This is a genomic window from Agrobacterium sp. MCAB5 (assembly GCF_052114365.1).
GTDB classification, from domain to species: Bacteria; Pseudomonadota; Alphaproteobacteria; order Rhizobiales; family Rhizobiaceae; genus Agrobacterium; species Agrobacterium tumefaciens.
Map to the genome: position 1 here is coordinate 17,644 of NZ_JBFREP010000017.1, position 15,170 is coordinate 32,813.

The 15,170-nt window shown below is 57.1% G+C and carries 11 protein-coding genes; 10 read left to right on the forward strand and 1 reads right to left on the reverse strand.

Going from position 1 to position 15,170, the window contains the following annotated elements; genetic code table 11:
- Window positions 1-14: 14 nt before the first annotated feature.
- The 9 genes from clpB to AB4Z23_RS25560 all read left to right on the forward strand — a co-directional run bounded on the left by clpB (window position 15) and on the right by AB4Z23_RS25560 (window position 11,468).
- Window positions 15-2,618, forward strand: a complete 2,604-nt coding sequence (clpB, locus tag AB4Z23_RS25520) for an ATP-dependent chaperone ClpB (protein WP_441360969.1) — start codon at window positions 15-17, stop codon at window positions 2,616-2,618.
- A 339-nt stretch (window positions 2,619-2,957) separates the two neighbouring features.
- Complete coding sequence (locus AB4Z23_RS25525) at window positions 2,958-4,118, forward strand: NAD-dependent formate dehydrogenase (RefSeq protein ID WP_441360970.1); 1,161 nt, start codon at window positions 2,958-2,960, stop codon at window positions 4,116-4,118.
- A gap of 40 nt (window positions 4,119-4,158) precedes the next feature.
- Window positions 4,159-5,226: a Dyp-type peroxidase gene (locus AB4Z23_RS25530; protein WP_441360971.1), complete on the forward strand. Its 1,068-nt coding sequence runs from the start codon at window positions 4,159-4,161 to the stop codon at window positions 5,224-5,226.
- 2 nt (window positions 5,227-5,228) lie between these two features.
- Complete coding sequence (locus AB4Z23_RS25535) at window positions 5,229-6,053, forward strand: family 1 encapsulin nanocompartment shell protein (RefSeq protein ID WP_441360995.1); 825 nt, start codon at window positions 5,229-5,231, stop codon at window positions 6,051-6,053.
- A gap of 25 nt (window positions 6,054-6,078) precedes the next feature.
- On the forward strand, window positions 6,079-7,407 hold the full coding sequence (locus tag AB4Z23_RS25540; RefSeq protein ID WP_441360996.1) for an NAD(P)/FAD-dependent oxidoreductase: 1,329 nt from the start codon (window positions 6,079-6,081) through the stop codon (window positions 7,405-7,407).
- Complete coding sequence (locus AB4Z23_RS25545) at window positions 7,404-7,961, forward strand: NADPH-dependent FMN reductase (protein ID WP_441360972.1); 558 nt, start codon at window positions 7,404-7,406, stop codon at window positions 7,959-7,961. The genes AB4Z23_RS25540 and AB4Z23_RS25545 overlap by 4 nt, the downstream gene beginning before the upstream one ends.
- On the forward strand, window positions 7,936-8,931 hold the full coding sequence (locus tag AB4Z23_RS25550; RefSeq protein WP_336513134.1) for a zinc-binding dehydrogenase: 996 nt from the start codon (window positions 7,936-7,938) through the stop codon (window positions 8,929-8,931). Before AB4Z23_RS25545 ends, AB4Z23_RS25550 begins: the two co-directional genes overlap by 26 nt.
- A gap of 211 nt (window positions 8,932-9,142) precedes the next feature.
- Window positions 9,143-10,798 (forward strand): OFA family MFS transporter, encoded by a 1,656-nt coding sequence (locus AB4Z23_RS25555; RefSeq protein ID WP_441360973.1) that lies wholly within the window; start codon window positions 9,143-9,145, stop codon window positions 10,796-10,798.
- 31 nt (window positions 10,799-10,829) lie between these two features.
- Window positions 10,830-11,468 carry a MarC family protein gene (locus tag AB4Z23_RS25560; RefSeq protein ID WP_441360974.1) on the forward strand — a complete coding sequence of 213 codons (639 nt, stop codon included), beginning with the start codon at window positions 10,830-10,832 and terminating at the stop codon, window positions 11,466-11,468.
- A gap of 167 nt (window positions 11,469-11,635) precedes the next feature.
- On the opposite strand, the gene AB4Z23_RS25565 is transcribed toward AB4Z23_RS25560, so the two are convergent.
- Window positions 11,636-12,562, reverse strand: a complete 927-nt coding sequence (locus AB4Z23_RS25565) for a bestrophin family protein (protein ID WP_441360975.1) — start codon at window positions 12,560-12,562, stop codon at window positions 11,636-11,638.
- 279 nt (window positions 12,563-12,841) lie between these two features.
- On the opposite strand from AB4Z23_RS25565, the gene AB4Z23_RS25570 reads away from it, so the two are divergent.
- The gene (locus AB4Z23_RS25570) at window positions 12,842-15,109 is read left to right on the forward strand and encodes an FdhF/YdeP family oxidoreductase (protein WP_441360976.1); all 2,268 of its coding nucleotides are present in this window, start codon (window positions 12,842-12,844) and stop codon (window positions 15,107-15,109) included.
- Window positions 15,110-15,170 lie beyond the last annotated feature (61 nt).

A 15,170-nucleotide genomic window follows, 5' to 3' on the forward strand; every position in this document is an offset into this window, starting at 1 on the left:
AGGGGTGATAGACCATGAATATCGAAAAATTCACGGACCGCGCGAAGGGCTTTATCCAGTCGGCCCAATCGCTTGCCATGCGGGACGGAAATCCACAATTCAACAGCCTGCACCTTCTGAAGGTGTTGCTGGACGACAATGAGGGACTTGTAGCAGGCCTGATCGACCGTTCGGGCGGCAACGCGCGGACCGTTCATGCCGCGACCGAGGGCGCTCTTGAGAAATTGCCGAAAGTCTCCGGTTCGGGTGCTGGGCAGGTCTATATGGCGTCCGAACTTGCCCGTATATTCGACGCTGCGGAAAAGATCGCGGAAAAGGCCGGCGACAGCTTCGTGACGGTGGAACGCCTGTTCCAGGCATTGGTCGAGGACCGTGGCAGTGATGCGGGGAAGGTTCTTTCCGATACTGGTGTGAACCTTCAGGCGATCACGGCGGCGATCAGCGCGCTTCGCAAGGGGCGGACTGCGGATAATGCCTCGGCCGAAAACGCTTATGACGCTTTGAAAAAATACGCCCGCGATCTGACAAAGGCAGCGCGGGACGGAAAGCTTGACCCAGTCATTGGCCGCGATGAGGAGATCCGTCGAACGGTTCAGGTGCTCTCGCGCCGGACCAAGAACAATCCCGTCCTTATAGGCGAACCCGGCGTCGGCAAGACTGCGATCGTTGAGGGGCTGGCGCTTCGGATTATCAACGGCGACGTGCCGGAAAGCCTGCATAACAAGAAACTGCTGGCGCTCGATCTCGGCGCTCTGATCGCCGGAGCGAAGTACAGGGGTGAATTCGAGGAGCGGTTGAAAGCCGTTCTGCAGGAGGTTACCTCTGCAGAAGGCGGCATCATCCTATTCATCGACGAAATGCACACGCTGATCGGCGCCGGCAAGACCGATGGCGCCATGGATGCTTCCAACCTGCTGAAACCGGCGCTGGCCCGCGGCGAATTGCACTGCGTCGGTGCCACCACGCTCGACGAATATCGCAAGCATGTTGAAAAAGACCCGGCGCTGGCCCGCCGTTTTCAACCGGTTTTCGTACCGGAACCCAGTGTCGAGGATACGATCTCGATCCTGCGTGGCCTCAAAGAAAAATACGAGCTTCACCACGGGGTCAGGATTTCGGACGGGGCGCTGGTGGCTGCCGCCACCTTGTCCAATCGTTACATCACGGACCGATTCCTTCCCGACAAGGCGATAGACCTGATCGACGAAGCCGCAGCCCGGCTGAAGATGCAGGTCGATTCCAAGCCGGAAGAACTGGATTCCATCGACCGCGACGTTATTCGGCTAAAGATCGAGCAGGAGGCGTTGAAGAAGGAGAGCGACAAGGGGTCGAAGGCCCGTCTCCAGGCGCTCGAGAAGGAACTGGCCGATCTGGAAAAGCGGTCGGCCGACATGACCTCGACCTGGCAGGCCGAGAAGAGCAAGCTGTCGGACGCTCAAAAAATAAAGAGCGAGTTGGAGCAGTATCGAACCGATCTTGCGAATGCACAGCGCAAGGGGGAGTTCCAGCGCGCAGGCGAGCTTTCCTACAGCACCATTCCTGAGCTGGAGAAGAAGCTCGCTGCCATCGAGGCAACCGAAACGTCCTCGATCAGCGAGACCGTGACTGCCGATAACATTGCCCAGGTTGTCTCCCGATGGACTGGCGTGCCCGTCACCAAGATGCTCGAGGGTGAAAAGGACAAGCTGCTCCATATGGAGGATAAGCTCGGGGAGCGCGTCATCGGCCAGGCTCAGGCCGTGCGCGCGGTATCCACTGCCGTACGCCGCGCTCGGGCGGGCCTTCAGGACCCCAACCGGCCGATCGGTTCCTTCATGTTCCTCGGTCCGACAGGCGTCGGCAAGACAGAGCTTGCCAAGGCACTTGCCGAGTTTCTATTCGATGACGAGACCGCCATGGTTCGCATCGATATGTCCGAATTCATGGAGAAACATTCGGTCTCGCGGCTGATCGGGGCTCCTCCTGGCTATGTGGGTTATGACGAGGGTGGCGCACTGACCGAAGCCGTGCGCAGGCGACCCTATCAGGTCGTTCTGTTCGACGAGATCGAAAAGGCACATCCTGATGTTTTTAACGTGCTACTTCAGGTGCTCGACGACGGGCGTCTCACTGACGGTCAGGGCCGGACCGTGGACTTCCGCAATACGCTGATCATCATGACCTCGAATATCGGCGCCGAATATCTGGTCAATCAGCCGGAGGGCGAGAAGACCAGTGTGGTGCGCGAAGAGGTCATGGCGATGGTTCGCGTCCACTTCCGACCGGAATTCCTCAACCGCATCGATGCGATCATTCTGTTTCACCGCCTCCAGAAGAACGAGATGGGCCGGATAGTCGAGATCCAGTTCGCTCGCCTCAAGAGACTTCTCAGCGACCGGAAAATAAGCCTCTCACTTGATACAAAAGCGCAGAACTGGCTCGCAGAAAAGGGCTGGGACCCGGCCTTCGGAGCTCGTCCGCTGAAACGGGCCATTCAACGCTACGTACAGGATCCTCTGGCCGAACTGCTCTTGGGGGGAGAGGTCCGTGACGACTCGACGGTAAAAGTCTCGGTCGGAAAGGACGGGCTCACCTTCAATGGCAAGAGCGTCAGGATCATGGATGACGATGACGAGTGAGGGATGGAGCACCGGACCGCTTCAGTCACGCCGCATTTGAAACATCGTTGATCCCGGCGCTCGGCGACACGGGCGTTGGCCTCGCAATCATCGTGATGCCTTACCGAACGAAAGCTCTAGGATGATGTCGTCTGAGGCTTGATAAAATTCATGGACATAGTGTCCAATAGCCATGAACAGATGTCCCGGCGGCATGGTCGGGATTCCTATAGGCCGTTGTGATTAAAGAGTATTTGTCATGGCATGATGTTTGCTTGATCTTCGGCGTATGGGAAATCATGCCCCACAGCCCGCTTCCGACTAAGAACTGGTTTGGAACTCATGAAAGGCGACAACGAGATGGCGACTGTTCTCTGTGTGCTTTATCCTGACCCGGTAACGGGATACCCACCGGAATACGCGCGAACGGGCCTGCCGCTATTGACGAGTTATCCGACGGACCGATCCATGCCGGCTCCCACCGGCCCGCTTAGCTTCACGCCTGGTGAACTGTTGGGGTCGGTCTCAGGAGAGCTTGGGCTCCGCAACTATCTCGAGGGGCTTGGCCATCAGCTCATCGTCACGTCTGACAAGGACGGACCGGAATCAGAATTCGAAAGAATGCTTCCGAAGGCCGATATCGTTATTTCCCAGCCGTTCTGGCCAGCTTATCTCACCCGTGAACGAATTGCGAAAGCGTCAAAGCTGAAACTTGCCATTACTGCCGGCATCGGTTCCGACCATGTCGATCTGAAGGCTGCGTCCGAAGCCGGTATAACAGTCGCCGAAGTCACCGGCTCAAACTGCATCAGCGTCGCAGAGCATGTGGTCATGACGGTATTGGCATTGGTACGCAATTATCTGCCCTCGCATGCAATTTCAGTCGACGGTGGGTGGAACATCGCCGATTGTGTATCGCGTAGCTACGATGTCGAAGGCATGGACTTTGGTACGATCGGCGCGGGTCGTATCGGACTTGCGGTGCTTCGCAGACTTAAGCCCTTCGATATGCGCCTCCACTATACGCAAAGACACCGTCTTTCGACGGAGATCGAGGCCGAGTTGAACCTGACGTTTCATCCTGATGTCAAATCGCTCGTGCAAAGCGTCGACATCGTCAACCTGCAGGTCCCGCTCTACCCCTCCACCGAGCACCTCATCGATGAAGCGATGCTGGCTGAGATGAAACGCGGCGTCTACATCATCAATACCGCGCGTGCGAAGCTCGTAGACAGGGACGCAATCGTTCGCGCAGTGGAGGCGGGTCATATCGCGGGCTATGCGGGCGACGTGTGGTATCCACAGCCCGCACCGCCCGATCATCCGTGGAGATCCATGTTCTACAACGGGATGACACCGCATATCGCAGGCACTTCACTCTCGGCCCAGGCACGTTACGCGGCCGGAACGCTTGAAATTTTGCATGACTATTTCGAGAAAAAACCTATCCGTGAGGACTATCTGATCGTCGAAGCCGGCGGCCTCGCCGGAACCGGCGCAAGGTCCTACCAACTGACCTGATCCTGGCGGGTCGATGATTTAAAAGGATTTACGATTGGACATGGCATCGCCTGAACAGAAACCCTTAGCACAGCCTGTTGTGGCGCGGCTCACACGCGCTGCGATTTTTCTCGTCCTCACCATCAGTCCCGGTCGGGAAAGCGAAATGGCTGTCCGCTCGCTCTGTGGTGATCTCGGCGGGTTGCTTCGCGCAGTTGGCTTTCGCGCTCTGGACGGGGGATTGTCCTGCGTCATGGGCTTTGGATCGGATGCCTGGGACCGTCTGTTTGGCGGACCGAGGCCAAAGGACCTACACCCCTTCAAGGAAATCCGCGGGGTGCATCACGCGGTTTCGACGCCCGGAGACCTCCTCTTTCATATTCGCGCCACCCGCATGGATCTCTGTTTCGAGTTGGCAATGGAGATCATGTCGCGGCTCGGTGACGCCGTCGCGACCGCAGACCAGGTCCAGGGGTTTAACTATTTCGATGATCGCGATCTGATCGGTTTCGTCGACGGGACAGAGAACCCGGTCGACCAGGCCGCCATTGATGTCACGATCATCGGGGATGAGGATGCGGCTTTTGCAGGCGGTAGCTATGTGATCGTCCAAAAATATCTGCACGACTTGAAAAAATGGAATGCGATACCCGTCGAGGTACAGGAGGGCATTGTCGGCCGCAAGAAGCTCACCAATGTTGAACTCGATGACAGCGTCAAGCCGAGCTTTGCCCATAATGCACTGACGACAATCGTCGAAAACGGCGAAGAACTCGATATCGTCCGTGACAACATGCCGTTCGGCGACGTCGGCAAGGGCGAGTTCGGTACCTATTTCATCGGCTATGCCAAGTCGCCGGGGCGCATGGAGCAAATGCTGGTCAACATGTTCGTCGGCCGTCCGCCGGGCAACTATGACCGACTGCTCGACGTCAGCCGGGCGATCACCGGCAGCCTTTTCTTCGTTCCGTCGGTGACTTTTCTCGAAGGCGTCGAGCCGGATCCTATCCCTGCACCAGTCGATGAACCTTCTGCAGAAAATCCGTTGGACGACGAAAACGCTGCTCCAGACAAAATAGCCACGAACGGTTCCCTCGGGATCGGTTCCTTGAAAAAAAATGAGGTTTGACCATGAACAACCTTCACAGAGAACTCGCTCCGATTTCAGACAAAGCCTGGGAGCAAATCGAGGAAGAGGCGAAGAGGACACTGAAGCGTCACCTGGCAGCACGCCGCGTGGTGGATGTCGATGGGCCGAAGGGAGCCGAATTCGCTGCCGCCGGCACAGGTCATCTCAAAAAGCTCGAAAGTCCGGGCGAGGGCGTTCAAGCTTCGCTGCGGGAGGTCAAACCGGTTGTCGAGCTCCGCGTTCCGTTCGAGCTCGCGCGGTCCGCGATTGATGACGTCGAACGGGGATCGGAGGATTCCGACTGGTCACCAGTTAAAGACGCTGCCCGCACGCTGGCGTTCAGCGAAGACCGGGCCGTGTTCGAAGGTTTTGCCGCTGCGGGCATTCAGGGGATCCGCGAAGGCAGCAGCAATCAGGGGCTGCCCCTTCCACCAAGCCTCAAGAACTATCCTGACGTCGTGGCCAAGGCCGTCAGCCAGTTGCGTCTCGCCGGCGTTCAGGGACCCTATGCCCTGGTGTTGGGTGAGGAGACATATACCGCCGCGAGTGGTGGCAGCGATGAAGGCTATCCGGTGTTTCACCATATCGAGAAGGTGGTCGATGGCGGGATCATCTGGGCACCAGCGATCAAGGGCGGTTATGTCTTGACGACCCGAGGCGGCGATTTCGAGTTTGATCTCGGCCAGGACATCTCCATTGGCTATCTCAGTCACACGGCAAGTACAGTGGAACTTTACTTCCAGGAAAGCTTCACGTTCCGCATGCTGACCGCAGAAGCGGCAATCGCCTTGCTGCCTCCTGAAGGACCGGTAGACAAAGCTTCCTGATCAAGCGGGAAAGGCGGGTATGATCATGGACCGTGGCTTGTCTCATGTCGTCATCGTCGGTGCCGGTTTTGGCGGGCTGGAAACAGCCCGCAATCTCGCGGGTACGGCGGTCCGTATCACCGTGATCGACCGGCGCAACTACCACCTGTTCCAGCCGTTGCTCTATCAGGCCGCCGCAGCCTCCGTTGCCCCCTCCGAGATCGCCTGGCCTATTCGCTCGCTGCTCAGCCGGTTTAAAAACGTCACGACGCTTCTCGGAAACGTTGTCGGCGTCGACCTCGAAAAGCGTCAGGTACTGGTCGAGGATGAAGAACCGCTTCCGTTCGACTACCTGGTACTGGCCACCGGCGCCCGCCATTCCTATTTCGGCCACGACGAATGGGAGCCCCATGCGCCGGCTTTAAAGACGCTCGATGATGCGACCACTATACGCCGCCGGATTCTGGCAGCCTTCGAGGAGGCCGAATGGACAAGCGACGAGGCGCTGCGCCAAAAGCTCCTGACATTCGTCGTCATCGGAGGTGGGCCGACAGGCGTAGAACTGGCCGGAACGATCGCGGAGCTGGCGCATGACACGCTGCGCCCGGATTTTCGAAATTTCGATACACGTACGGCAAAGGTGGTGCTCATCGAGGCAGGCCCCCGGATACTCCCGGGTTTCATGAAAACCCTGTCGGAGTATGCGCTGCGCGCCCTGAACAGCCTCGGTGTGGAAGTCCTGCTCGGGCAGCCGGTGTCCCGATGTGACGAGCGAGGCGTCGAGATCGGCGGCGGACTGCTGCCTGCGCAAACAATCCTGTGGGCTGCAGGCGTTGCGGCGTCTCCGGCCGGGGAATGGCTCAGAACCCCCGTGGATCGTGCCGGTCGGGTACTCGTGAAACGCGATCTGACGGTCCCAGGCGATGAGAACATATTCGTGATCGGTGACACGGCCTATGTGGAAACGAATGGTCGACCGGTGCCAGGAGTTGCGCCGGCAGCAAAGCAGGAAGGAAGCTATGTTGCGGCGACTATCCGCGCACGAATTCGCGGCCAACAATCAGATGCCCCCTTTGCCTACAAGGATGCCGGCAGTCTGGCGACCATCGGAAAGCGCGCAGCGATCGTCGATTTCGGGCGCGTGAAGCTCAAGGGGTACGTGGCTTGGTGGCTATGGGGGATTGCACACATCTATTTTCTGATCGGGCTTCGAAACCGACTCGCTGTCGCGATGAGCTGGCTCTGGATTTGTCTCACCGGACAACGAAGTTCGCGCCTCATGACCAATGTGGATGAGCAGCGCGCGCGAGTTCAAATAATGCCGCCCAAGGTAGGTATTTTGCGAGACAAGCAACAGGAAGGGAAAAATTCATGAGTCTCCAGGAGGCTAAAACGGTCGCAGTTCTTGTCGGAAGCGAACGACTCAGTCGTAAAATTGCAAACGCGGTGATCACCCTCGCACCCATACGGCTTGAGTTCGAAGTTGTCGGTCTCGGGGATTTGCCGATTTATAATCAGGACCTTGACGACGATGGCAAGACGCCAATTCCCTGGGCCATATTTCGTGACAGGATGAAGAGTTTTGACGCCGTCCTGTTCGTTACTCCTGAGCATAATCGCTCGGTGCCTGCGCTTCTCAAGAATGCACTCGATGTAGGATCGAGACCCCGCGGGCAGAGTGTGTGGCTTGGCAAGCCCGCTGCGATCATCAGCATTTCTCCCGGCGCGATCGGTGGCTTCGGAGCCAACCATCATCTACGTCAGATCCTTGCGGGTCTTGGGGTTCCCACACTGTCTCATCCCGAGGTTTACCTCAGTAACGTGACTTCCCTTCTCGATGATCAGGGAAATCTCGTCAACCATGACACTCGAAAGTTTCTGACAACCTTCATGGAGGCATTTGATGACTGGATCGCCCGGAATGCGTAGTGTGAGTCATTCGACATTTGGTGATCCTGCCAAGGTTCTGGCATTGACGGATAGTCCGATTCCTCAACCCGGTCTCGGTCAGGTCCGTCTCAGAACGATCCTCTCGCCAATTCACAATCACGACCTCTGGACGGTTCGCGGCAGTTATGGCTACAAGCCGACCCTGCCTGCCATCGGGGGATCGGAAGCTGTCGGCATAGTCGACGCTCTAGGTGAAGACGTCCATGGTGTGTCGATTGGTGAACGTGTCGCTGTTGCATCGGTCCATGGCACATGGGCGCAGTATTTTCTTGCGTCGGCAAAAGCAGTCATCCCCGTGCCTGACGCGATCCCTGACGTCGCCGCGGCGCAACTGATCGCAATGCCGTTCAGCGCCATTGCTCTGCTTGAGTTTCTGAATGTGAAGGGAGGCGATCGGATAATCCAGAACGCCGCCAACGGTGCGGTTGGCAAGACAGTGGCAATGCTGGCGGCAACGCGCGATATCGAAGTGGTCAATCTGGTGCGTCGCGACGACGCCATAGAACAACTCAACGAACTTGGTATTTCCAACGTCGTATCAACCGAACACGACGACTGGGAAGAACGTGCCCGGGCAATCACCGGTGGCGTGCCGTTCAACGCTGCCGTGGACTCGATTGGTGGAGAGATAAGCGGCAAGCTTTTATCGCTGCTTGGTGAAGATGGGTTGCTGGTTTCTTTCGGCTCGGCCACGGGCGAACCGATGCAGATATCGTCCGGCGACCTGATCTTCAAACAGGCGGTCGTCAAAGGCTTCTGGGGCGCCAAAGTCAGTGCCAGCATGTCGCCGAAAGATAAATCTCGACTAATCGGTGAGCTGTTGCAACTCGTTGCAGCCGGCAAACTGAAATTGCCAGTCGAGGGCGTGTTCTCTCTGGGTCAGATTGCAGACGCGGTCACAACCTCCCTGACGCCAGGCAAAACCGGCAAGGTGTTGCTGAAGCCATAGGGGGTGGGTGGGGTAATCTGTTTTTCGTCTACCGCAAGGTCGACCCGCATCAAAACGGACAACCAGGCCTACCGGCCAGGACAAACTGTCCATACCTACCTTGGCTCGTTAGAACCATATAATTGATATTTATCAGTATTCCGTTCTGGCGTAATTTTTGCTCGCCACTCATGCCACCATCGAGATCCGGTGCGGAAAGAGGAGGAATGCTGTGACGGCCAATGCAGACACGCTCGTTCGAACAAATACTTTCAATCTACTGGACCGGCAGAGGATCATCGGCCGGCCCGGTTTCAACCGCTGGCTCGTTCCGCCGGCAGCGCTTGCAATTCATCTCTGCATCGGCATGGCTTATGGCTTCAGCGTGTTCTGGTTGCCGCTGTCGCAACTGCTCCCGGGGGAGCCCGCCGCCACATGTAGCGATCTCAACCTCTTCAGCGCACTGTTCACCACGTCCTGCAACTGGCGTGTCTCCGACCTTGGTTGGATCTACACGCTCTTCTTCGTCCTGCTCGGATGCTCGGCTGCAATCTGGGGTGGCTGGCTTGAGGTGGTCGGCCCGCGAAAGGCGGCTTTTGTTGCGGCCCTATGCTGGTGCGGCGGCATGCTCGTTGCAGCATTTGGCATATATGTTCACCAGTTGTGGATCATGTGGCTCGGGTCCGGGATCATCGGCGGGATCGGTCTGGGGCTTGGTTACATCTCCCCGGTATCGACTCTGATCAAATGGTTTCCCGATCGAAGGGGTATGGCGACAGGTATGGCGATCATGGGATTTGGAGGCGGCGCCATGATCGGCGCGCCGCTGGCCAACTTCCTGATGCAGTTCTTTCACGGTCCAGATTCCGCAGGCATCTGGCAAACCTTCGTGGCCATGGCAGCCATCTATTTCGTATTTATGATGGCCGGAGCATTCGGATACAGGATACCGCCGGCCGGATGGCGCCCGGACGGCTGGGCGCCTGCGCCGACCGCCAGCGCATCGATGATCACCCATCGGCATGTTCATCTTCGCAACGCGCACAAAACAAAGCAATTCTGGCTGATCTGGCTCGTCCTGTGCCTCAACGTGTCCGCCGGTATCGGGGTAATCGGTATGGCGTCACCCATGCTTCAGGAGATCTTCGGCGGCAGGCTGCTCGGGCTTCAGGATGTCAGCTTTTCCGATCTCACGTCGGCACAGAAAGCCGTGATTGCCGGAATCGCCGCCGGCTTCGCGGGGTTGCTGTCATTGTTCAACATCGGCGGCCGCTTCTTCTGGGCGACATTCTCCGACAGGATTGGCCGCAAGAGGACCTATTATATATTTTTCGCCCTTGGAATCGTCCTCTACGTTCTGGCTCCAACCGCCGCTCATGCGGGAAGCCAGGTGGCCTTCGTTGCGATCTGCTGCGTCATTGTTTCGATGTATGGAGGCGGCTTCGCGTGCGTTCCTGCCTACCTGGCAGACATTTTCGGAACTCAGTTCGTGGGCGCTATCCACGGCAGACTTCTCACAGCCTGGTCTACGGCTGGGATTCTCGGACCGGTTGTTGTGAACTACCTGCGCGAGTTCCAGATTTCCGCCGGCGTGCCGCGTGCTCAAGTCTATGACTTCACGATGTACATCCTGGCCGGAATGTTGGCGCTCGGCCTTGTTGCCAACCTGCTGGTTCGACCACTCGGTGACAAATGGTTCATGACGGACAGCGAGGTTGCCGCGCTGCAGGCGAAGGCGGTTTCGTCCCTTTCCGACCATTCGGGGGCGTTCGGGATCGGGCGAGGGGGCCTCGAACTCAAGGTCGCACTGGCATGGTGCGCAATCGGCATTCCGATCCTTTGGGGAGTGTGGAACACTCTGCTGAGCACCGCGTCCCTGTTCAGGTAATCTCCCAACGGTAACGCGCAAAGGTCATCATATGCATCCTGAAATACAGTTCGCAATCAAGGTATTCGCCGCATTGTTCGCGATCATGAATCCGATTGCAAACATTCCTATCTTTCTGTCCCTTACCGAAGGACGATCCGACGCCGAAAGGCGGCGGATCGCTTCGGTCGCAATTCTGGGCGTCGTTGTGGCTTCGCTTGTTTCTGTCTTTGCAGGGCAAGCCATCTTGACGATCTTTGGCTTGACGATTGATGATTTCCGCCTGGCCGGTGGACTGATTGTCCTGCTGATCGCTCTTGCCATGCTGCATGGGTCGTCAAGCGCCCAGCATCAGCCTGATGCAGGCGAGACATCAAAAATCGCCGGTGACAGCGTTGCAGTCTACCCGTTGACCATTCCTCTGCTGGTCGGCCCGGGTACGATATCGACGCTGATTGTGTTCGGCCATGCGGCAAGTCTTCAAGACGCGCAAATCGGGCTGGGTGTCGGACTATTCGCGATGATCGCCGTTCTTGCGGTTGCGCTCTGGAGCGCCCCCTTTATCGGCCATTATCTTTCGGCCAGCGTTTCTGCGGTGACCAAGAGATTGATGGGCATGATCCTTGCGGCTATCGCCGTGGAAATGATCGTGACGAGCCTGAGAGCCTCGTTCAAAGGGCTGGCTGGATAGAGAAGTGGAACCTCTGAACGCAGATCATCTAGTAGAGAGAGAAATGCGTCATTCCTGGTTGATACGTCGCGTCGTGTTCCGCCGCAGCTCAGAGCGATTTTTCACCCGCTGTGATCTCGGAGTGCGTAGTAGCATCGCACTTCCGCGGTCCGCTATCCTGAAAACCTTCAAAGAAGGATCGATTTTACGGGCACCGGCATCTCCGGGAGATTTTCCTCTCCGAGGGCTTCGCGTAACGTGATCTCGATCGATTTGGATATTGCCGCGATTGGCAACGCGTTGGGCCTCGTCCCAAAGGGCATCTCCAATTCGTCACCGAGCGCATCGAGGCCGAAAAACGTGTAGGCGATGACGCCTGCGGCAAACGGTGTGATAGGGCCGAGCATGTTGGCTAGTCCGAACGGCAGGAGAAAACAGAAAAGATAAGCGGTCCTGTGAAGCAGAAGCGTGTAGCCATAAGGAACTGGGGTATTCCTCAGGCGTTCGCAGCCAGCGATCACCTCGTTCATTTGACAAATTGTACGGTCAAGAATGCCGAACTCGATATCGGTGATGCAACCCTTTGCCGACATGCCGGCAAGACAGTCCCCCATTAATTGAATGACATAGTTTGGTGCGTTGAAGGATTTGAGAAGCGCCAGACGTTCATCCCTGGACAGCAGAGTCTCGACGTTGTCTCCCAGCCTGTCGCCATAGCGAAGGTGGCGTACCAGATCTTCGACGAGAACGATATTCAACTTGATCAGACGCTCACGGTCTTTGACAGCTTGATCGCCATTCTGCAGCAATAATTTAGTCTGGCGCGCAAGATCACGACTATAGGCGAAAAGATGGCCCCATAGCTTTCGCCCTTCCCACCAGCGGTCATAGCAGGCGTTGTTGCGAAACCCGAGAAAAATGGAGAGGGTAAGGCCGATCAGATAGAATGGTGCCCCATCCACGAGCGGAATGAGATTTGGATGGCGAGTGTGGGCCCAGACCACGACGGCTGACATGAACATCACGACCAGCACACGCGGATAAATCCGCCGTATGACCGATCCTCGAACCTCGAGGAAGAGACGCAACAGGTTCGGTGTTTCACGGACGATCATGTTTTTTCCTGGCAAACTTCAATCTGGATTAACGCTCAGCGGAATGAAATTCACGCGAAGCAGATGGGCTGTCGGATACGACTGCGGTTCTCCCACCTGGTCCAGATATTCTCTGCAAATGCCGTACCACTTTGGATATTGATGGTTGTCAATGAGTTAGCGGCACTTGCACTCTGAAAAACAGACAAACTGTCTGCTCATTATGGACATATTGTCCATGGAAAACAATAACATAACGTGCTTTATTACTACGGGAATAGCACTTGTGGAGTGTGGGCCATGGCTGACAAAAGAGCGGAATACAAAACATACAATCATCCGGCCGGAGGATGGGGCGCTGCTGCTGCAACCGCCAAGGTCCTGCTGGAGCAAAGTGTCGTGACGAAGGGATCGCGAGCGTTGCTGGCGATGAACCAGCCTGGTGGCTTCAAGTGTCCAAGCTGTGCGTTCCCAGACGCTGACTGCAAGAAGACGCTCGAATTTTGCGAAAACGGCGCAAAGGCGCTGGCGCATGAAGCAACCAAATTCAGGGTCACGCGGGAATTCTTCGCCAAGCACACCGTCTCCGAACTTATGGAGCAGTCCGACTATTGGCTGGAGATGCAGGGGCGTTTGACCGAGCCGATGCGTTACGATGCGGCCACGGACAAATACGTGCCCTGCGACTGGGACAGCGCCTTTGCGCTGATCGGCAAACATTTGAGGGCGTTGGAAAGCCCCCATCAGGCGGAATTCTACACGTCTGGCCGGACGCCGAACGAGGCGGCCTTCCTCTACGCCATTTTTATCCGGGAATTCGGCACCAACAATTTCCCGGACTGTTCCAACATGTGCCATGAACCGACGAGCCGCGGTCTGCCGCCTGCAATCGGTGTCGGCAAGGGTACGGTGGTCCTCGAAGACTTCGAGCATGCCGAGGCGATCTTCGTGATCGGGCAGAACACCGGCACCAACTCACCGCGCATGATGACGAACCTGGTTGAGGCGCGCAAGCGCGGTGTTCCGATCGTGGCCGTCAATCCCATGCCCGAACGCGCGCTGATACGCTTCACTGAACCCCAGGACATGATCCAGATGGCGACATTCGGCTCCACGCCGATCGCCAGCGAATTCGTCCATATGAAGATCGGCGGTGATCTCGCTTTCTTGAAAGGCATCATGCGGGTGATGTTCGAGCGTGAGGCGAAGGGGGAAACGATCCTCGACCATGATTTCATTGCGAAACATACTGTTGGTCTCGATGATATTCGCGATGAGGTCATGACCCATGATTGGCCCGAACTCGTTAAGGCGTCGGGCCTGGAGGAGGACCAGATCCGCCGCTGTGCCGAGATCTACATTCGCTCGAACGCGACGATGATCTGCTACGGAATGGGTATCACTCAACACCAGGATGGGTCACGCCTGGTGCAGCAGGTCTCAAACCTGCTTTTGCTGAAGGGAAACTTTGGCAAGCCTGGAGCCGGCATCTCGCCGATAAGAGGACACTCCAACGTTCAGGGCGACCGTACCGTGGGGATCGATGAAAAGCCAACGCAGCGCTATCTCGATAAGGTCCGGGATGTGTTCGGATTTGAGCCACCCCGCGAGCACGGGCATCATGCGGTCGAATCCGTCGAGGCGATGGAGAACGGCACCGCCAAAGTCTTTATCGGCATGGGTGGTAACTTCGTCCGTGCGATCCCGGACACGGAGCGATCCTATGCAGCAATGAGCAAGCTTGCACTCACTGTCGGCATTACCACCAAGCTCAACCGTGGCCACCTCGTGCATGGCAAGGAAGCGCTAATCCTCCCCGTGGTTGCCAGATCGGAATGGATACACACGTCGGCCGGCGAGCAGTTCGTAACCATCGAGGACTCCATGTCGAACGTGAGCGCCTCACGTGGCGTACTAAGGCCAGCCAGCGAACATCTGAAGCCGGAGACCGAGATTGTTTGCCGCATGGCGATGGCGACGCTCCCCGATAGTAAGGTGCCTTGGGAGACCTATATCCACGACTATAACTTGATCCGTGACAAGATCGCAGCCGTCTATCCAGAACTTTACTCCGATTTTTCGGAGCGCATCAAAAATCCCAAGGGTTTTCATCTCGATGTTGCGCCAAGGCGACTTGTTTGGCTGACACCGAATGGCAAGGCAAACTTCCTGTTATTGCCCGGCCTGGAGGTCAATGCGCCTGTCGCCGATCCTGCGATGCTGAGGCTTGCTACGGTGCGCTCGCACGATCAGTTCAACACGACGATCTACAGCTACAACGACCGCTACCGCGGCGTTTACAATGACCGCATGGTGCTCTTCATGAACGAGGACGACCGCAAGGAACGCAAGTTGGAAGCCGGCGGGCGCATATCCATCGAAACGATCACGGATGATGGCGTGCAGCGCCGCGTCGATGGCCTAACGGTACTTGACTACCCGATGCCTCGCGGCTCCGTCGCCGGATATTATCCCGAACTGAACCCGCTCCTTCCGCTTGAATATTACGACAAGATCAGCGGCACGCCGGCAGCGAAATCGATCCCCGTCAGGGTTCTGGCGGCATAGGGCAACATCGCAGACATCAGATTAGGTCAGTTCAACCGATCTCAGCAAAGGAGACGGAACG